Below are 17,731 nucleotides of genomic sequence, written 5' to 3'. Positions count from 1 at the left end.
TGTTACTATAGCTACGTTTTTACGGCGTGAATGGGTGCGGATAACAGCGGCCTGATATATCTGTCGAAAGACGGAGACATCTGAGAATGTGGGCGACGAAGAATGGTTCCTGATTATTGTGTATCTGCTTCTGCTGAAGGACGACGCGAAGCACATGATCTGCGCGATGCCGAACGATCTTCAGCTATGGTCTGCGGTTTATCAGCAATCCTGGCGATGGATTGAAGCGGGATGTTCGAGGTTCTGGTTCACGATCTGCAGGCTATGCGGCGTATGGCAAAAAAGAAGAAGGCAAAACCGATAACGGCGATCATCGACAGCCGGACGCTGCGCTCAACTTCGGAACGCAGTTCCCGGGCCGGGTATGAAGGTGCAAAGAGAAATAAAAGATCGAAGCTGCACATAGTGGTTGATACCTTGGAGCATCTTCTGGTGGTGCACGTATCCCGGCAAACCGGGATAACCGGGCAGAAGCCAACTCTCTGGCTGAAGCCATTCAGCAGACTATTCAGGAGAACGTTGAGTTGGCGTGGGACCGATCAGAGCTATATCAGTTCAAAGGCAGCAAAAGCCGGCGGAGAGCTGAATATTATACTTGAAATCATCAGTTTTCTTCAGAAAAAGCATATTTTTGTGCTTCTGCACTAACGATGGATTGTAGAGAGATCCTTCACATGCGCAACACGATGGAGGAGGCTCGTGAAGGATTATGAGCGCTGAGCCTCAACCCTCGAAGCAATGCACATCGTTGCTTTCGGCGGTGGGCCGGGAGTTTGGGATCAATCCAAAAACAGTATCGAAGTGGCGCAGCGGTTCTACCAAAACAGAAAAAGCAATGGTGGTAGCCGTTTGTTTTGGCGGCATGCTCTGCTGCCACTGATGACTGCCTTTACGCTCTGCACAGGCGAGCATTCCGCATCTGACCCGCCCAGCGGTGATCTAAAACCTTCAGCGCCATGGGATTTCGCGATTACCGGATATGGTGGGCGACAAGGCAGGAAGCAACACTTCAAACGCTATCCCGTCTGGCTCTTTCATATCGATATTGCCGGGGTTCAGGCGGCCGGAGCAAACTTCATCTCTTTGTTGTCATCGACCGGACAAGCAAGTTTGCGATGGCGCAGTTTGTTGACAAAGTCGACAGAAAAACAGCCTGGGAGTTTTAGAAGCACCTGATACGCATCGCGCCTTATCGTATCCGTACCATCCTGACCGACAACGGCATTCTGTTGGCTGAACAGTTACCTGGCCGGAACACGATATGGTCGCGCTCCATGCGTTTCGACATAATCTATGACTCAATGCTTAATGATTTCCAGGCCGTCTGTAATTTCGGCAGCCGCCTTAGAACCCTGCAAGGGCTCACACCTTGCGAATACATCCGCAAAACCCGGACCTCAGAACTGGAAAAATTCATCATCAACTGGCAAAATTACGTCTGCGATCATCCTTAATCGCGATCCGGCATTCCTATTGCTTGATTTGTAACATGAGGACAGAAGCGAGCAGAATCAAAAACTCAAAATTTATGAAGCCGCCTTATGACTTTCCCCTGAACTGTTCAACGGCGCTGATATCATAGCAATTCAATTATTGTGCTGACCCGCCGGGACGGAAGGTGCTTCCTGCAACCCCTTCCGTTCGACGGCTTCCTGAACAACAGGATATGTGGCCGTGGAGGCCAAAGGCATCGGCGCTCGTGCCAGCGCGGTTGTTTTCTATAATAAAACTCAGGTCAGGTCTTCCTGCTCAAAAGACTATTACGTGGTCACAAAATGCTCACAGAACAGGCTTATGAGCACCGGATTGCTTTGACCATCAGGCAAGCCCGACTTCTGCTTTATTTAGAATAGCCGGTTTTTTTCCGAACAGGCCGAGCACCCACAAAGCTGTCCGAGCGAGATTTGGTGCAAGTTTCGGGCAAAGGAGGCGTGGGTCATAGCCCGAGAAGCGCTTATCGTTTTCCGTCAGACAAATCTCAAGAAAATCAGCCAGAGTAATATCCTGGTTTGTCATTTCCTTTGTGCCGGTAACGGTGAAATTGTTATCCTGCGCCTGCTCGTTGCCCTCGCCATCAACGCTTTTTGCAAGGCCGATGCGTTCATAGATCAGGAACACCCACACAGCGAGAACTTTGGCTTCGAACCACGGGCGTTTCCAGGCCGGCATAACGGCGCGATACCAAGCAAGCCAATTGGCGAACAGGAGAATATGGCGACATTCTTCCTGCATGACAGGCTCGAATGTTTCGATCAGTTCTTCAGGAAAAAAATGCGAGGTCTGAGCAACTTTGAACAGACCGAACGCAAAGAAGCTGTCGACGCATTCTGAAAAGCCAGTCACCAGATAGGCCCATTCAACGTCATGCGGCTCTATATAAGGTGGTTCCGGAGCCATCCGGATGCCATAGGCTTCGACGAGTTTGCTAAGAACTTCTTTGTGGCGGTTTTCTTCCCACGCATTGCGCGAGATTGCGTCCTTCATATCAGGGTCCGTGACCACATTGGCGTAGGCCGCCATCCGGAGACGGGCCTTGCCTTCGGTCTGCACCGCGATGTCCCAGATCGGGAGCGAAGTCACACGTCTGAGCGTAACCGGGTCGAGCTTCGGCCAGTTGATAACCGATGGCCTGTAAGGATTGAAGGTTTCCCGGAACATGTCCGCGACGGCCCGTTTATGTTCGGGAGATCCTGGTTTCAGCGGGCCGGGAATAGAGGAACTCCAGTGCCTGGATCTGTAATCAGCCTCTTCAACCGCAGCTTCGTTTGGCGGTGCGGGCAAATCGTCGATGCTGTCGGGGAGCCGTGTGTAGATATCGGCGAGAGCATTCATTGGCTGTGCGCTCACGTTTTGCTGGTCATGGGGCGAACCTGAAGATGCCGCCCCATGCGCATGTTGGACCATCCCCGCGCCGGAGCGCGGGGTTATCCTGCGGGTTAATGGATGTCGGAAGGTGCGGAAATGATTCTGGTCACGAGACCATAGGAAATCGCTTCTTTAGCGGACATCCAGTAGTTACGATCCGTGTCTTTACAGATCTTTTCATAGGGCTGCCCTGTCTCACGTGCGAACAGGTGGTTCAGCCGCTCGCGCATTTTGATGATTTCGCGGGCCTCGATATCGATATCGGTTGCCGGACCTCTGACGCCGCCCATCGGCTGGTGCAGCAGGAAGCGTGTGTTCGGCAGGCAGAACCGGCGATCTTTATGGCCGGCGGCAAAGATCAGCGCGCCGGCGGATGCGACCCAGCCGGTTCCGATCATATTCACCGGCGCTACGGAATCGACGAAGCGAATCATATCATGGATGGTATCGCCGCTCTCCACATGACCACCCGGCGAGTTGACGTAGACGTCGATGGGTTTGTCGGACGAGCCGGCGAGAGCCAGCAGGCGTCCGGTTACATCGCGCGCGATCTTGTCATTGATGCCGCCGAAGATCAGTACTTTGCGCTGATCGAACAGACGGGTCTCCAGTTCGCTGATCGGAGACGAGAGTGTTTTGTTATCGTCGGGCTCCTTTGTATCCGGTCCCTGAGGTTCAGGAATATCCGGACCATCAGGATCTTCATCATCGAATCTGACCTGATTTTTCATAACGCCATCCTGCATACGGGCGGCGTCCATCCGGACACCTTCCCTGGTTCTGTGATACAGCTTCATAGTGCTATCCTGCTCTGCTACGCAGCTCATGCCAAGAGGGGCGTGTCCGCTTCAGAGTCGCAACTGCTGCTCTTCGTGAAACATATGACTTATAAGACAGATGGTAATGACAGCACCCAGGTTTCAACCCGTTTCACGTCGACCGGCCCGGCGCGGTCCGCTGAGTGCGCTGTTGCCGGCTTCGCTCCTGATACTGGCCGGGTGTCACCATCAGGATCCTGTTGATACCACGCTGAACTGGTACCATCAGTATGAGGGCGGGATCATCGCTCAGCAGCGCGCTCCGGCGCCTGGGCTGAACGGCCCGTATCCGAAAGTGGGTTTGACTCCCACGGCTGCTCCTCCATTGCCCTCTCCGGCGCTCAGGCAGTCAATCACCAGCAATCTGATCACCGCGCGGAATCTCAGCCTGCGAACCGAGGCGCAGAACGGGACGCTGACACCGGTGATTCCGCCGCCCCCGGTGCAGGCGGCTGCAACAGGTCAAACGACGGATGCAAAGCCTTCTGTAGCAGGCTTTGCCCAGCCGGCATCGCAGGGAACGACCGGCCAGACAGCCCAGCCGAAAATTCCTGACGGCTCGATGGGGGCTGTCCTTGATGCTGCGGATTCGCAGTCTCCGGCTTCTCCTGCGCCGCCCCCGAAATCACAGACAGCGCCCGCCTCAAAAGCTGATGAGCCTGAAGTAGCTCTGCCAATATTCATAGGCGATAAAGCCGGTGTTGCAGGCGCTTCCCCTCAGACTTTACCGGAAATACCTGCCGCGCCGCCTCCGCCTCCGTCGTTTCCCGGGTTTGATGTTCCTTCAGATGCCCGGCTCTTGGATAAGGTCCGTCCCGATTATGATCTGTCCGCACAGGATGGAGTTATCATCCACTTCCTTCCTGGCTCCGATCAGCTGAGCCCAGGACAGGATAGTGCGCTTAGTAAGCTCGCAGGGTCACGGGGAGGCGCGACGCTCTTCTTGCATTGCAGTGGTGAGGCCGTTTCGATGAGTGCGCCCGATCAGGGCCAGGCTGTGGAGCTTGGGCTGTTACGTGGGAAAACCCTCTCGGACGCACTGAAAAAACTTGGGGTTCCTGAGAGAGCCATGCGGCTGAGCGGTTCCGCTTTTGGTGCCGGTGCTCGTGTGAGCAAGAGCGGATAGGCGGACGTTTTATTCCGTAAGACACATCAAGTGCATATTTTTTGTGGTTTTTATCGAAGATCGCTTGACGCGTTTCTGAACGCCGTCTATCCACCAACCCGCCTCGTCCCGTTCGTCTAGAGGCCTAGGACACTGCCCTTTCACGGCGGCAACACGGGTTCGAATCCCGTACGGGACGCCACAGTTTTTGTGACTTATCCACAGTGGTTTGTGGTCCACATGGACCACTACAGAGAAAACCGATCCGCAATCCCGCGCAGATAGGACGGATCGAATTTCCGATATGTCTTTCTCAGCGTCACCGGGTCTGTAGCCAGCCAGTCCGCCGCCTGATCGATTGGCACGCCATCCATCGCGAACCAGCTTGCCAGAGAGTGCTTGAGGTGATGCGGTGTGGGCCTCCATCCCAGTCTGGCCCGCTCGCATGCCTTGGCGAATGACCACCGCAGGCCGGTCGGGATCGCCTTCCCGTGCCAGTGAACGACGAATGACCCATCAGCCAGCACCATAGCTTTCTCCAGTTCAGACCGGAGAGCCCGCGTCATCGGAACGACTGCGCGCCGCTTTGCTGTCAGAGCACGTCCGGGTTCCTGGAAGTCGATCATTCCCGTCTGAAAATTCACGCGATCCCAGGTGAGCGACAGAATCGACCCTCTGCGCGCTCCGGTATAAATCGCGATAGCTACGAATGTCCGGACGTGTGGTGTCTCACAGGCCTCAAGCAGGCGTCTGGCCTCGTCCTTCGTCAGATATCGATCGTGGGGCGCGCTGTCTCGCGGGGGCTCCAGTTCGGGTGGCCTCTGAAGAAATCCATCCTTCCATGCGCGACGGAGGGCGGCCCGCAGAACATTGAATTCTCTTCGCAGCGTGCCGTTCGCAATTTTAACCGGTTCCGTCTCGCCAGCTTTCGGCTTTCGGAAGCGGCTTTCTGCATATCCATCCCATTGGGCTTGCGTGACCTGATCAACCCGGAGATGACCCAGTGCCAATCGGATCGGCACAATCGCCTCAAGCAGGCGCTTCATTGCCTGCACTTTCCCGGCACGGGATGCGATGTATCGGTCGAGCGCTTCTCCGAATGTGACGCGAACAGGCCTCTTAGCCAGCTCAGTCTCAAAATCTACGAGAGCACGCCGAGCTGATGTTTCATCCGGGCAACCCGTAGAGCGTCTGAGACGCTTGCCGCCCTCCCACCAGACGACGGACCACTTGCCCCGCCTGAGTTCCAGATGGGGTTTGTCATTTCGTGTGCGGGGCAATGATAGGTATCCAGATAGGCCTTGAGATCAGCCTGAGAAATTCGGGTGCAGCCCCGCATCCGGAATGCAGCGAGGCGTCCAGATCGGATTGCGCGGCGAACGGTCTCAACGTGACAGCCGAGTATTGATGCTGCCCGGCTGACCGTCAGGAGCGGGGTGATGGCGTCACTCATTCAGCAGCCCCCTTCATCGCTGCATCGATGGCATCTCGTGCTGTCTCGTAGTTTGGTCCACATATCCGATCAATGCAGCACATCCAGCCTCCGTCGAATTTCTGGACGTGCGGGTATTTTGATGACTCCAGCCAGTCCAGACGCTTCGTGTCGGGGGCATCGGCCAGCACGCGGGCGGCTATCTCGTCGTAAAGACCCCGAGCGGCGTTGACGGCACGCGGGTCGTTTCCGTCTAGCCACACCCCCTCAAGAGCCAGAATCAGCGATGTTGCTGTTGCCAATCCGGCGATGATTTCTTCGCGTGTTCGTGGCGCGCCGGTCATAACGCGATTTCCTTTTGCGAATTGTTGGTAGGGTTCCAGCGTAGCGCGCATTGCATCCCGTCCCACCGCGCTGCCATATAAGCCGCCCCGTTTGTCGGGCGCCGGTGGTTCTGGCCAATATCCGTGCTGTCCAGGCTATAAAACGGCCAACGGTGCCCGCTGCACTGCATTCCTCGCAGCATATGAATTTTGGGTGCCCGGCCAAACATTTTGAGAAGCGCATTCCAGCACTCGTCCATCCGCTCCTGCCAGTCTTTTGACATCACTCGTGAGTATTCGGCGGTTGATCCGATACACACCCGCGACCATCCGGAATCCACGAGCTGAAGCAGGCGTCCGACTGGCTCATCCATATGCCACACCGGGGCCGACTGGTTTTTCCCGTGCGGCCATTCCCGCAGCAACGCGTCCTGTTCCTGCGTTCCCGCATCGATAACGTCTGGCGGGACAGCCCATGTAGTTGGACAATGTAGCCATTCGTCGCACCAATCATAAAATTTCGGCCAGTTAATTTTCTTCCCGGAACGCCAGACAGAGAATGCGCCGTTGTCCAGCATCACAGACTGTCCGTGCTTATGTGCCCGGATTACATCGTCGGGTCGGACATGCGAGACGCAGAAATGACAACCCGCGAGACCGATTATTATGTTTTCCGGCGTTATAGGCGTGCCGTGATAATGAAGCGTCATTTCCCGGCCTTCACGGACGGGCTGCCATTCCGTGCGACTGATCCGAATGGATCGATGGCGCCCTTTGAGGTTTCAGTCATCTTCGGGAACCTCTATGAACTTTACTGTTCTCTCACTCCCAAGGAGGCATTTCAGGGCTGTTTCCTTGTCCCTGTAGGCCATTCTGCTTGTTGTCTCCCTGCTGATCGGCAGCATATTCACCCACACCGCCATTGGCTCAGGGGCATACTCGCGCAGGCCATCAGGTCACTGCCAGGGCATGCCCGGTCAGTACGATAACTGCCATCCTTGGTAAAAGAACTTACAGAACCGCCCCGGTTTAACGCCACCACCGGATATTCATTAAGGAACTTATCGTTACTGCCGATCAGAGCGCCCCGATCCTTACAGATAACATAGAGCGGCCTTCCGTTCCTCATGCACGTCTCGCCGTTCCATTCAGGGGTCCATGGGCGCATGTTGATGGGCTTGCGCTGTTTTTTGTCGGTCATGGCCGTTTCTCTGCGTTGGACGCCGTTTCCAACTGTTTACGCGCCGCTTCTGCGGCTTCTTCGCACGTGTCGAAGGTATGCACCGTGCCTGCGCCAGAAAATGCGAATTTCCTTTCTACGGTTGCGTATCCCTCAACCTGCACGATCTCAAACTCGCAGTGATCGTCAAGCAGCGTATCCAGATCGGATGAACTGTTTTCGTCCCCGAATTCGCCCCACCACGTCGGCTTCAGGAGAGTCCTGAGCCGTTCAATCTCTGCATCCTTCTCCGCCAGCGCCGCTAGCGCGTCATCCTGCCGCACGAGCGCCGGGTGCGCATCCTCGAACAATCGCGTCTCTTCCGACGGCAGATCCAGGTAAACCCTATAGGGGACGTCGATCCAGCGTCCGGCAAAGAAATGCTGATATTTACCGCCCGCGCGTGCAGGCGAATACAGCGGCAACGTCACAAGTATTTTCGTCATCGTCTCATCCCCTCCAAAAGTTAAGATCATCATCGCGGTGCATGTCTTTGCTGCCCCACCGCAGCGCCATTGCCGGCACCGCGACCACGAGGACCAGTGCGAGCACGAGTTCGCAGAGGGCCGTCATGGTGAACGGGGAGATCATGCCCCAAGAAACCTTCCTGCCGAGACAAGCGTTGTTCCGAAAACACGTGACAGACGAAATATGCGCCCGGAGAAGCGCACATACATACGCTCCAATGCTTTTTCCATCCGGTCATAAACAATCATGGCCAGAGGAAGATTCGCCTGAGCGCGTACTGTGCCAAGTGCAGTCTCGTGGTCGGATATTTTTATTGCCAGTTCGCGGATCGTCCGATCCTGCTCCGCAACCAGAACCGCCAGAGAACCCATCGCCCGGTCATGCTGCGCCTCGTCCCGGTCAGAGAAGGCCCTGATGGCGACTGTGATTTCATTCGGTGCGCGCATCACGCATCCTCCATCCAGCGATCTTCGACAACCTGAGGATCTTCACGCATATCCTCGATGTTCGCCTCGATGTTCGCCTCGATGCCCTCGACAACATCCGTTACGGTCAAAGGCGCTTTCGTGTCGTCGAGCGTTGCGAGCTGCTCCCGTGCAAACTTCACGGCAGCTTCAAGCTTATTCACGACGCCGGCAATGATCCGCTGGTCACGCTGAACGCTTGCCGGCAAGCAGATGTTGCGTCTGAAATGCGGGGCGCCTGACGGCGTGTTTGTGAAAGCCATTCCATATGGACACGGCATGATTACTCTCCTGTTTCAGAGAAACGGTGACGGGCAATCCGTCTGTGCAGTCCGGGCCGCGACCCGGAAAACACAGGGGGATCAGGAGGCAATCGCTTCAAGGAACATCGGTGCCATTACCGATGCGAATACTGCTGATGCACCGAGCCAGAGCAGTGCGCGGGCTATGGTGGTTGTCACGCCACCCTCCTGAAATCCACATGCACCACATTGCCCGTGTCCTCATATTCAAGCCGGTCAGCCGGCCACGAGACGACATTTCCATTGTCCAGGCGGATTTCCGGTTCACCGTTCAGGCATTTTCCGACGATGACACCTGAGCAGCCAGCGGACATTGCGTCGGCTTTTGGGTAAATCCCGATCGGGAGAAGGGTTACGCGCCGGTTCATGCTGCGATCTCAGTCGCAACCGACACAGCCCGCGGGGATATATTTGCTTCGATAAGAAGCACGTCTCCCTGGTGGACTACATGTGGATTTTTGTGTGGTGTCGTCATTCCATCCTCCGCTCGGCTCGTGGGCAGCGTTGATAGAGAAGGTGTGTCACACAAACATTTACTGTGCAAGCAAAAAGTTTGTGAAACAAACATAGCGCGGCAAAAAATCCGGCGCGATGAGATGGATCTTCGCTACATCATGGCGATATCTTGCTGGCCTCGCTGGGAACAGCATGAAAACATGATGACAACATCATGTCAGAGAAGGCGGCCGCAATATGCACAAAAAAAACCCGGCTGCTTTGCCGGGTGGGGGAACCAGTGAATCCCCTAATGTCCACACGCCTTAGTTCGTACTGATCGATGGGCGTCAGAACCGGCGAGGCGCCTGCCCTGAAATTGACTGGTCGTTCGGGCGGTGTCCATCCAGCCCACCGCGCCGTCCTGCAGCGAGAAACACCAGCACTCCGATGGTTACCATTATGATGCCAAACACTAGGATCCGGATCAGCTTTTTGCGGTTTGTTGGCGGCATAGGAACCCTCTCCCGTCTCGGTGTCTAAGCGCATGGAGCGCAGGCAAATCTGAGAAGTGGCGCCCCTTTATTTCGGCGTCACAGCACCGTGGGCATGTCATGATCCATGACCGGCCCCACATCTCCGCAAGCTAAATTCCCCGCATAACCCCCGTACGAACATTTTCTGTTCCCGCCCCTCGGAGCGGACTGCTCCAGAAGGGACGGCCAAGCATCACGCTTGCCGACGCCCAAAATGCTGGACAATCGCCATAATCCTTTTTTTGGCAATCTTTAGTTTCTTGCGATTATCCGCAGCGGAATATTAAATCAGCATTGCCTGAAGCGAATTTCCCATAAGATCCGGACGCATTTCCTTGTGTCGACGAAAACGATCCCGATGACTGGTAAACATCCCGAGTAGATTCATTTAAAACGATAGCGTGAGCACCTGGATTGGTTTTTGCGCAAAATGCCTGAGCATCTCTATACGCCACGTTAATGGCCCCCGTCGCTCCACCCCTGAGGTGCGACGCGTAACCTGAGATAGAATACACACCGTTTCCTCTGTCCATCACATCACTTGTGGTGGCGCATGCAGCAACCGAAATCACACCAAGACCGGCTAGAATCTTAAAAAATACGCTCATAATTTCCTCAGAATGCAGTGGCTGCCTTGCGGTCAGCGATTAAACACGGCCACCGTCTCTATCGTTACGCAACAAAATTTCCCGCATACCCGCCAGATACGGATTGAGTGTTCCTATTCTGTTCTCATTTGTGAGATGGTGTCTCTCAAGTAAGATGGAGGGGCGCGTGGGGGAATTAAGCGGCATCGGATGGGGATGCCTTGGCGCCGAGGCGGTCAATGACGATTGCCAGCGCGACGCGCTCAGCCTCGTCCATAGCTCTCCAGGACCGGATGAGGGTTCTCTCCTCTGGGTTCTGGAAAACGCCTCCCGGAGATTGGAGCGGCGCAATAGAAAGGCCCGTCAGATAGTCAAGGGAGACGTCATAAAATTGCGCTAGGGCATATGCCGCATCAAGGCTGATGCCTGTTTTAGCCCCTTCGGCGTTCGCAACATGCGAGCGAGACACGTTCGTCGCGGCCGCAACATCTTCCTGAGTGAGTTTTACCCCCATATCGGCAGCCTTCTTCAGGCGTGCCTCGCGTAGTCTGTCGGCCATGATCTGACGGTCATACATAGGCGGACTATGACACGCCCGGAATTTGCGTGTGTTTATGTGGCAAACAAAATGCTTGCGCATTTATGCGTTCGTGTGGCAAACATTTATTCATGACACCCCGTGAACTCATAGACCGCGTTGGCGGAGCTTCAGTTGTCGCGAAGGCGCTCGGCGTCTGTCGGACAACCCCTATGCTGTGGAAGAAAATTCCGCCGCACCACTGCCCTGCGATTGAGCGGGCTTTTGATATCCCCCGCGAGGAACTGCGCCCCGACCTGTTCCAGCGCTCCCCGGCGAACGAGCCAGCGGCATGATCCAGATCCTCATGATCGGAGCAGGCGGCCTCGCGATCTGGTGTGTCGGCGCTATCGCTCTGTGCGCCGGATGGTCGATCTCCCTGCGAGGGATGGCGCGGTGACTGTAGCCCCTGCCGGGTTCCGCATTGCCTATGCCCGGTATGGCGACAGGCTGGTGCCGGGGATGCCGAACCCTCCCGCGATGGATCAGATCAATCTCTGGAAAGCGCAGCGCCGCGTTGAAGTGAAGGAAATCCCTGACGGCAACCGCACGCTGATCTGCGTGAAGAAGCTTTCCCGCGGTCGGGGCACCTGATCACATCGTGTGCGCCATGATCTCTACCTCGATCATTGCCACCAGCAGCCGGCGCGTCTCTGCGTCTGCTGCCGGGTGCATGACCGCCCATGCCTGGGCGAAGGTGAGCATCTGGCGCGCAAGCACTGGCAGACGGTCCTCCTCGCGTGAACCGTCCGCATCTGTGTCCTTCGGATTCTGCACCTCCATGTTTCATTTCCCCGTTCTCTGCTCTGGCGAGTCTGAGAATGGAGCAGGATATGAAGCATTTGCTGACACAGTTTTCCGCCAGAATGGAAAAACAGATGACGAGCGCTGAGGCCATCGCTGCTGATGCGCAGAAGAAGGCTCGCGCCATCGCGGATGGCTTTGGCCATCGCCTGCCGGTGAAGCAGATTTTTCACAGACTGGCGCGGCTCCTTTCCGTGACCGAGCGCATGGCCCGGTCAATTTATTACGGGGAAAGCCTCAACCTGCCAGCGCACGTCTATTTGCGTCTGGTTTCTGAATATCGGTCAACAATCAGGCGTTTGGAAGAAAAGGCCCGTCATGAGGCTGAAATCTACAGAGCGCTCAGTAAAGAATGGGATGATGCATGCGAGAGGGATTTCTCAGATGGCGCGCTCCGCGCCTCCGGCAGCGAGCAACGCGGCTCATCCAGAAAGCCATTCATCTTCGGGCCAGATCGGAGAGGCTGAACCAGAAGGCGTTTGATCTGGAAAGTCGCGCGCTGCGACTTATGGGGGAGGAATTGCGGAAATGAAACAAGGCATGCTCAAACCTGGAATGGTTGATGTGTTTGGAGTTCTCCCGCACATCAAGCGTCGGATTAAAGATATTTACGGAACACAACGTAATTTTGCCAAAGCAATCGGTGTAACGGACAGCCATTTGTCTGATGCTCTGTGTGGCCGGAGCGGGTATCCGAAAGGGATGCTGCCGAAACTTGGAATACGACAGAAAACGTATTTTGAGATTATGGATATTCCGACAGGCGTTGGTGCCAGGGGCTCCGAGTGATGCCGATGACCCGGATAATATCATTTACTCTTCCAGAACCAACGCCGCTGCTGAACGTGCTCATGCGCAAGCATTACCGTGTCCGGTCGGAGAACAAACGGAAGACGTCAGTGCAGATTGCTGCCCTGATCGGCGGACGCCCTCCTGAGCCGTTCGAGAAGGCCCGGGTAACGGTCACGCGATTCTCGATCGGGGTTCCGGATCACGACAATCTCGTCGGGTCTGTGAAGGACTTGTGCGACTGCATGACAACTCCGTCGCTGATGGCGAATGGAAAAGTAAGGAATAAGTTCGGTATCGGCCTGATCCGCGATGACAGCCCGGTTCACTGTGAGCTGGTCGTGCTGGGCGTGAAATGCCGCCGCGCAGAACAGCGCACGGAAGTGGTGATTGAGGAGATCGTGGGATGACCATTCGGATCAAAGAATATTGCTTCATCATGTCGCAGCGCAGTGATGGAATGGATATGGCCACGTTTGGAAAGTTCTCAGCGAGCAGCCGCAATGGAGCGTCATGCAAACTTGCACGGGCGCTCGTTGATGCTGGCGCGCCTGACGCTCCGGTAAGGCTGATGCGAGGAGGCAGACCCGTCATCACTTGCCCATCTTTGCGCACTCTGTCTGAGCAGACATTTACCGAGGCGACCGGGCATCCACGCATGGTGAAGTGGGTTCCGCATCCGATGGCGGAAGGTGTGGGATGAGTCGAACCCCCTCATGCGACAGCGAGACCTGGACGTGGCTTGCACTGAAAAGCGACGAAAAAACTTTGCGCGCGTCAGGTCGTGATAAGAATTATTCGGCTCCGCAATCGGAGGCAGAAGAATGATAGATCTACCCGATCCAATGACGCCGGAGGACTGCGACCTGCGCGGACTTCCGTACATGCCGCTGGACGTAATTCGTATTATCGACTGTGACCTCTTTGCGATTTCAACAGGAGATGAGTTCAAGGCTGCGGTTGCGCTTTGGTGCAAGTCATGGGTTCAGATCCCTGCGGCCAGCCTCCCGGACGACGACCGTGTTCTTGCCCACCTGTCCGGTGCAGGAGCGCGCTGGAAGAAGGTTCGGGATATGGCTCTTCGTGGATGGGTGAAGTGTTCTGACGGACGCCTCTATCATCCCACGGTATCGGAAAAAGCATGTCACGCATGGAAGGCCCGCATCGCTCAGCGAGATCGTGCGGCAAAGCGCTGGAATAAGAAAACCACCGAGACCGGCAATGCCAATGGCGTGCCGGAGGATATGCCGGACACATGCCACGGCATATCCCGTGGCAATGCAAGGGAGAGGGAGAGGGAGAGGGATATAGATAAAGAAAGAACGTTCGCTTCGCTCACGACGTCGGACGAGCCTCCGTCGCCATCTGCGGCCGGTCAGCAGATCGAACTCATTCCGCCGAAGTCGCGATCAGAGCCGGTCAGGCCCGACGAGGATGCGCCGCTGGATGCACGAACCTCTCTCTTTCGCCATGGCCTGGCTGTGGTCTCGAGGCTGACCGGGAAGTCACCGGTTCAATCCCGCCCATTGATCGGCAAATGGCTGAAAACCGCCAAAGATGACTGTGCTTTATTGAACATGATCCTGCTCGAAGCTGCTGATTTGAGGCCTGCGGAGCCGGTTGCGTGGATCGAGGCAACGCTTCGGGGACGCACCGGGTCTCGAAGCATCGCCGTGGAAAATGCGTGGGCCGGGGTGCCAGATCTTGAGGGAGTTTGATTGATGAACATTATCGTAAAACACACCATCCCATCTGATGCTCCTTCGATCTCGCCCGATCTGAGTGCGGTCATTGATGTGATGCAGTCCGGATGCGCCCTGACGGCACGAGAGCTCACGCCATCCCGAGTTTTGGAAGCGCGGGAAATTGTTGCTTCGGGGGCTAGAATGACTGAGGCCGCAGGTCCACTTATCGTTTCAGCGTGGCTGAAGAAGCTCGCCCCGCTCGTCAGAAACGCACCTTCGTCCTCAGCCGAGGCTTCCGGTTATGCCCGGATGGCAACTGAGATTTGCGGGGATCTTCCCGCTGGAGCGTTTACCGAGGAGGGGCGAAAGGCGTGGGTTCGCCAGGGTGAGAAAGGAACATGGTGGCCGTCTATCGCGGAACTCTACGCACATCTGAACCGATTTGGTGAGCCTCTCAGGCGTCAGGTCATCGGTGCGAGGCGGATTGTTGAAATGGCGCAGAGGAAACCCGGCGCACCTTCGCGCCAGAAGCCAACGGACGAGGAAAAGGCTGCGGTCCGGGCTGGGCTTGATGAGTTGCATGCTGAGCGTCGGGCACGCGAAGAGGATGAAAGGAAAATTCGCGAGCATGGCGCATGGATGCCGGATGACTGCACCGGGCTGACAGGCGTTGCTCTGTCAGAGGGACTGAGGCGCCACCTGCCGGAACTGAGCGGGGACAGGCTTGAGGTCACGAGGAGGCGCATTGAGGCAATCGAGGCGGCCACAACGATGGCCGCTGCGCTGCTGGGGAGCGTGCCGAGCGTCGGGCAGCCCGGATCGGTGTGCGACGTAATGCACACGTGTTGTGAAGACGCATAAATTTCCCTGTCCACACGCGCACTTTTAAGGATTTTGTTTTGCTGACTGGACTATCGGCGACGGCCGAGCGCAAATATCATAGCGATGTCGACGAAACAGGCGGCGTTTCAAGGGTAATCACCACCGTCCAGACGCTTTTGCGGCGAAGCCGTATTACAGAGGCGCAGGCCGCTGCGGCCGAGAGATGGCGTGTCGATTATGTCTTCTTCAATTTTGGCGTCGGGGATCAGGATCCACTTTTGCGGTGCGGTATTTCCGGCGATCAGGAGAGCTTCCAGCTGGCGCGCGTCGGTGCCGGTGAGGCGTTGCGTGGTGCGCGCGCCGCAATCGGCCGTGCCGGCGAACAACGCCTCATCCTTATGCTGGTCGAGGAACTGCCGTTCGCGCGGATCGGGGATCTGTTGTTTCCGGGCTCCCCGACCGGATGCCGGCAGGCGTCAGCGCAGATCGCACTGGTGCTGGAAGTGCTGGCAGATCATTATTATGAGGCGGACCGCGTCAGTCATCATCACCCGCTCGACTTCACAGTCGGAGGTCATCCGGCGGTCAGATACAACAAAAGGGTTTGAAATCCTGCCGCGTCGGTGGGTTGTGGAACGGACCTTCGGCTGGATGATCCGCTGGCGTCGCCTTGTGAAGGACTACGAACAGCGGATCGACGTCGCAGAGGCCATGATCCACATCGCCATGGGAAGCCTCATGCTACGCAGAAACGCTCATCCGTGAATTTCCAAAAGGGCTCTCAGGGCGTAGAATTCTGTATTGTGGACGTGACGTTTTTACTGACAGTTCGGGCGATATCCATTTGTTCTGAGTGCGCATCTTGCGCCGGATCGGCCTCATATAGCGCATGAAGCAACTCCGTATCGAAAGAAGTCAGGCGCGGAGGAGCTTTCGTTTGGAAATGATTGTCATTAAACAAACTCATGATCGAATTTTCGTTAAATGTCCCTCCGAGTTTTGGTGCGGCCAATACCACCACAGTCAGATAATCAATGAGCTGTTGCCATGTCGCACCGGAAGCGAGATTCTGGTCAACAATAACAATAGTCGAAGTAGTTCGCGCTTGTGTACCTTTGGCGCCGACCAATGCAGATTGAGCTCGTGAGCCGAGCAGCGTCCCTGCTTCGTGGTCCGTGCTTATACTTCGGTACCAGCGCACTGGACGGTTTTGACGGAGTTCTTTGACAAGCTGCTTATCCGGTAAATCCAAATCACTGGGGCTGATCCCGCTCGAATCGTAACCGTTCCCGAGTGTCGGGATTCGATTGTAGACCATATTAAACAATGCAGTGCCATCGTCTGAAAATAGAAGAAATACGTTCTTATCGTTGCATTGTGGAGGGATGTCAGGAATGAGGGAGCGAGCCGTCTGGTTGAGTGCCTCAAGAACCATGCCGCCGAAGGGGTCGCTTAGCCCCAACACAACCGGACAAAATTTCGATCCCCAACGTGGGATCTGGCTGTCCCACTGCTCATAAAATATTTTTTGGACCTCCCCTTGCACCACGTCGGGCGGCATCCCGTGCACGACGATAGTTTCGCTGGGGGAGCGGGTGGGTGGTGTAGGCGCGTCTCGGGCGTGAGCGTACGTCAACGACAATACACCAATCGCGCCAACACAAACGCACGAGCGCCGCGTGATATCGAGCGCCCGAGGGATTCTTCTTAAAATAATCCTCCACGACATGTTAGGTGAGCGGGTGGTTCTGTCCATGTCTGGCCTTCGGTAATTCAATAATAAATTTATGTTATTTAATATTGTGTATAATTTCCGATATGGTGCCCATTAACGAGTAGTGTGCTTGATTTAATTCCAGTCGTGTTCTGCGAGAGAGCGTAAAACATATTCGGACGAAACAAGGATGTTGTGTCTCGCCGCCGTTTTGTGTGGGTCACATGAGGCCAGAGCTCGGGGCGCGTCTCGACTGCACCATTCAATGAGGTAGACCTTCCGATACGATTAATAGCAATCTTGATGAAATTTTCGGTCATGTCGATTCTTGAAAAAGGATCGAATTCGACACAATCACGCCGGTCTGGAAAAATCAACGCATCATGCGGGCATTCTAAATCCGCGTTCGCAAATCCCGGCCATATCGGTTCTGTTGGTCTCTGTTGCGTAAATGGGGTCGGCGGGATTCACTGAGTGCGTGCGGTCTGATAGCCGGTCGTCATGAGCAAGCCGTGACCTGTCGAACGACGAACTGGCCTTCCTACAACGCTGCGCTGAAGCGGCGTGGGTCTTTAAACGGTCTGGTTTGATCCGGCGATGAACTGGGAAGGCCTGTCGACGGGGCGTCGGGGCCGGCGACAGAGTTATAGCACGCGTAAAAAGCTGTGGCCCTATTGTACAGGGACAGGCATCCAGACATACATTATCGAGAATTGCGCCCGCACAGTCCCTGACTGCTGCGGGCTTTTTTATGCCGGAAAGCCATGTCATGTGACCTCTCACCGA

25 protein-coding genes, 1 tRNA gene and 4 pseudogenes are annotated in these 17,731 nt (G+C 55.7%); 15 read left to right on the top strand and 15 right to left on the bottom strand.

Annotated elements, in window-relative coordinates; genetic code table 11:
• The first annotated feature begins 231 nt into the window (after nucleotides 1–231).
• Entirely contained in the window at nucleotides 232–648 is a 417-nt protein-coding gene (locus GOB90_RS10480) for a hypothetical protein (RefSeq protein WP_146887541.1), read from the top strand.
• A 103-nt stretch (nucleotides 649–751) separates the two neighbouring features.
• Nucleotides 752–1,454 (top strand): annotated as a pseudogene (locus GOB90_RS10475) (IS481 family transposase); the annotation flags it as partial.
• A gap of 364 nt (nucleotides 1,455–1,818) precedes the next feature.
• On the opposite strand, the gene GOB90_RS10470 reads toward GOB90_RS10475, so the two are convergent.
• Both GOB90_RS10470 and GOB90_RS10465 read right to left on the bottom strand, forming a co-directional pair.
• Complete coding sequence (locus tag GOB90_RS10470) at nucleotides 1,819–2,832, bottom strand: ferritin-like domain-containing protein (protein ID WP_146887539.1); 1,014 nt, start codon at nucleotides 2,830–2,832, stop codon at nucleotides 1,819–1,821.
• Between the two features lie 104 nt (nucleotides 2,833–2,936).
• Nucleotides 2,937–3,626 carry an ATP-dependent Clp protease proteolytic subunit gene (locus GOB90_RS10465; RefSeq protein ID WP_173572047.1) on the bottom strand — a complete coding sequence of 230 codons (690 nt, stop codon included), beginning with the start codon at nucleotides 3,624–3,626 and terminating at the stop codon, nucleotides 2,937–2,939.
• A 208-nt stretch (nucleotides 3,627–3,834) separates the two neighbouring features.
• Here GOB90_RS10465 and GOB90_RS10460 point away from each other — a divergent pair, with 208 nt between their 5' ends.
• Nucleotides 3,835–4,809 (top strand): OmpA family protein, encoded by a 975-nt coding sequence (locus GOB90_RS10460; RefSeq protein ID WP_242011941.1) that lies wholly within the window; start codon nucleotides 3,835–3,837, stop codon nucleotides 4,807–4,809.
• Between the two features lie 105 nt (nucleotides 4,810–4,914).
• A tRNA-Glu gene (locus GOB90_RS10455) sits at nucleotides 4,915–4,990 on the top strand.
• A gap of 46 nt (nucleotides 4,991–5,036) precedes the next feature.
• Here GOB90_RS10455 and GOB90_RS10450 read toward each other — a convergent pair.
• The 11 genes and pseudogenes from GOB90_RS10450 to GOB90_RS10405 all read right to left on the bottom strand — a co-directional run bounded on the left by GOB90_RS10450 (nucleotide 5,037) and on the right by GOB90_RS10405 (nucleotide 11,113).
• Nucleotides 5,037–6,068 (bottom strand): tyrosine-type recombinase/integrase, encoded by a 1,032-nt coding sequence (locus tag GOB90_RS10450; protein ID WP_242011940.1) that lies wholly within the window; start codon nucleotides 6,066–6,068, stop codon nucleotides 5,037–5,039.
• Between the two features lie 17 nt (nucleotides 6,069–6,085).
• Nucleotides 6,086–6,241, bottom strand: a pseudogene (locus tag GOB90_RS19785) (helix-turn-helix domain-containing protein); the annotation flags it as partial.
• Nucleotides 6,238–6,564 (bottom strand): hypothetical protein, encoded by a 327-nt coding sequence (locus GOB90_RS10440; protein ID WP_146887533.1) that lies wholly within the window; start codon nucleotides 6,562–6,564, stop codon nucleotides 6,238–6,240. The pseudogene GOB90_RS19785 and the gene GOB90_RS10440, both read right to left, overlap by 4 nt.
• Entirely contained in the window at nucleotides 6,561–7,121 is a 561-nt protein-coding gene (locus tag GOB90_RS10435) for a hypothetical protein (protein ID WP_146887531.1), read from the bottom strand. Before GOB90_RS10435 ends, GOB90_RS10440 begins: the two co-directional genes overlap by 4 nt.
• A gap of 329 nt (nucleotides 7,122–7,450) precedes the next feature.
• The gene (locus GOB90_RS18975) at nucleotides 7,451–7,744 is read right to left on the bottom strand and encodes a hypothetical protein (RefSeq protein ID WP_146887529.1); all 294 of its coding nucleotides are present in this window, start codon (nucleotides 7,742–7,744) and stop codon (nucleotides 7,451–7,453) included.
• Nucleotides 7,741–8,208, bottom strand: a complete 468-nt coding sequence (locus GOB90_RS10430; RefSeq protein WP_146887526.1) for a hypothetical protein — start codon at nucleotides 8,206–8,208, stop codon at nucleotides 7,741–7,743. The genes GOB90_RS18975 and GOB90_RS10430 overlap by 4 nt, the downstream gene beginning before the upstream one ends.
• Nucleotides 8,209–8,212: 4 nt before the next feature.
• Nucleotides 8,213–8,353 carry a hypothetical protein gene (locus GOB90_RS10425; RefSeq protein ID WP_173572043.1) on the bottom strand — a complete coding sequence of 47 codons (141 nt, stop codon included), beginning with the start codon at nucleotides 8,351–8,353 and terminating at the stop codon, nucleotides 8,213–8,215.
• Nucleotides 8,350–8,676 (bottom strand): hypothetical protein, encoded by a 327-nt coding sequence (locus GOB90_RS10420; RefSeq protein WP_146887524.1) that lies wholly within the window; start codon nucleotides 8,674–8,676, stop codon nucleotides 8,350–8,352. The genes GOB90_RS10425 and GOB90_RS10420 overlap by 4 nt, the downstream gene beginning before the upstream one ends.
• The gene (locus tag GOB90_RS10415) at nucleotides 8,676–8,975 is read right to left on the bottom strand and encodes a hypothetical protein (RefSeq protein ID WP_146887510.1); all 300 of its coding nucleotides are present in this window, start codon (nucleotides 8,973–8,975) and stop codon (nucleotides 8,676–8,678) included. The genes GOB90_RS10420 and GOB90_RS10415 overlap by 1 nt, the downstream gene beginning before the upstream one ends.
• A gap of 176 nt (nucleotides 8,976–9,151) precedes the next feature.
• Nucleotides 9,152–9,364, bottom strand: a complete 213-nt coding sequence (locus GOB90_RS10410; protein WP_146887508.1) for a hypothetical protein — start codon at nucleotides 9,362–9,364, stop codon at nucleotides 9,152–9,154.
• A 1,386-nt stretch (nucleotides 9,365–10,750) separates the two neighbouring features.
• Nucleotides 10,751–11,113, bottom strand: a complete 363-nt coding sequence (locus tag GOB90_RS10405) for a helix-turn-helix transcriptional regulator (protein WP_173572042.1) — start codon at nucleotides 11,111–11,113, stop codon at nucleotides 10,751–10,753.
• 110 nt (nucleotides 11,114–11,223) lie between these two features.
• Between GOB90_RS10405 and GOB90_RS10400 the strand changes: the two genes are divergently transcribed.
• Entirely contained in the window at nucleotides 11,224–11,427 is a 204-nt protein-coding gene (locus tag GOB90_RS10400) for a transcriptional regulator (RefSeq protein WP_173572041.1), read from the top strand.
• 100 nt (nucleotides 11,428–11,527) lie between these two features.
• The gene (locus tag GOB90_RS10395) at nucleotides 11,528–11,725 is read left to right on the top strand and encodes a hypothetical protein (protein ID WP_146887500.1); all 198 of its coding nucleotides are present in this window, start codon (nucleotides 11,528–11,530) and stop codon (nucleotides 11,723–11,725) included.
• Here the strand turns inward: GOB90_RS10395 and GOB90_RS10390 are convergent, their stop codons facing one another.
• Nucleotides 11,726–11,914, bottom strand: coding sequence for a hypothetical protein (locus GOB90_RS10390; protein ID WP_146887498.1), 189 nt, complete (start codon nucleotides 11,912–11,914; stop codon nucleotides 11,726–11,728). It lies immediately after the preceding gene.
• Nucleotides 11,915–11,964: 50 nt separating this feature from the next.
• Between GOB90_RS10390 and GOB90_RS10385 the strand changes: the two genes are divergently transcribed.
• From GOB90_RS10385 to GOB90_RS10355, 8 genes and pseudogenes are all read left to right on the top strand, one after another.
• Nucleotides 11,965–12,402, top strand: coding sequence for a hypothetical protein (locus tag GOB90_RS10385; protein WP_146887496.1), 438 nt, complete (start codon nucleotides 11,965–11,967; stop codon nucleotides 12,400–12,402).
• A 61-nt stretch (nucleotides 12,403–12,463) separates the two neighbouring features.
• On the top strand, nucleotides 12,464–12,724 hold the full coding sequence (locus GOB90_RS10380; protein ID WP_146887494.1) for a helix-turn-helix domain-containing protein: 261 nt from the start codon (nucleotides 12,464–12,466) through the stop codon (nucleotides 12,722–12,724).
• Between the two features lie 62 nt (nucleotides 12,725–12,786).
• Nucleotides 12,787–13,134, top strand: a complete 348-nt coding sequence (locus GOB90_RS10375; protein WP_146887492.1) for a hypothetical protein — start codon at nucleotides 12,787–12,789, stop codon at nucleotides 13,132–13,134.
• Nucleotides 13,131–13,427: a hypothetical protein gene (locus GOB90_RS10370; RefSeq protein ID WP_146887489.1), complete on the top strand. Its 297-nt coding sequence runs from the start codon at nucleotides 13,131–13,133 to the stop codon at nucleotides 13,425–13,427. The genes GOB90_RS10375 and GOB90_RS10370 overlap by 4 nt, the downstream gene beginning before the upstream one ends.
• A gap of 121 nt (nucleotides 13,428–13,548) precedes the next feature.
• A complete protein-coding gene (locus GOB90_RS10365) occupies nucleotides 13,549–14,442 on the top strand; it encodes a DUF1376 domain-containing protein (RefSeq protein WP_146887487.1) in 894 nt (297 codons plus the stop codon).
• A 3-nt stretch (nucleotides 14,443–14,445) separates the two neighbouring features.
• Nucleotides 14,446–15,270, top strand: a complete 825-nt coding sequence (locus tag GOB90_RS10360) for a hypothetical protein (RefSeq protein ID WP_146887485.1) — start codon at nucleotides 14,446–14,448, stop codon at nucleotides 15,268–15,270.
• Nucleotides 15,271–15,308: 38 nt separating this feature from the next.
• Complete coding sequence (locus GOB90_RS19185; protein ID WP_242011957.1) at nucleotides 15,309–15,839, top strand: hypothetical protein; 531 nt, start codon at nucleotides 15,309–15,311, stop codon at nucleotides 15,837–15,839.
• Nucleotides 15,802–15,996, top strand: a pseudogene (locus GOB90_RS10355) (transposase); the annotation flags it as partial. The gene GOB90_RS19185 and the pseudogene GOB90_RS10355, both read left to right, overlap by 38 nt.
• A gap of 16 nt (nucleotides 15,997–16,012) precedes the next feature.
• Here the strand turns inward: GOB90_RS10355 and GOB90_RS10350 are convergent.
• Nucleotides 16,013–16,792 (bottom strand): hypothetical protein, encoded by a 780-nt coding sequence (locus GOB90_RS10350; protein WP_146893130.1) that lies wholly within the window; start codon nucleotides 16,790–16,792, stop codon nucleotides 16,013–16,015.
• A gap of 665 nt (nucleotides 16,793–17,457) precedes the next feature.
• On the opposite strand from GOB90_RS10350, the pseudogene GOB90_RS19675 reads away from it, so the two are divergent.
• A pseudogene (locus GOB90_RS19675) lies at nucleotides 17,458–17,596 on the top strand (IS5/IS1182 family transposase); the annotation flags it as partial.
• Between the last annotated feature and the right edge of the window lie 135 nt (nucleotides 17,597–17,731).

This window comes from Acetobacter oeni (assembly GCF_011516825.1).
Classification (GTDB): domain Bacteria; phylum Pseudomonadota; class Alphaproteobacteria; order Acetobacterales; family Acetobacteraceae; genus Acetobacter; species Acetobacter oeni.
The sequence above is the reverse complement of the archived record's forward strand: the minus strand, read 5'-3'. Positions and strand labels throughout refer to the sequence as shown.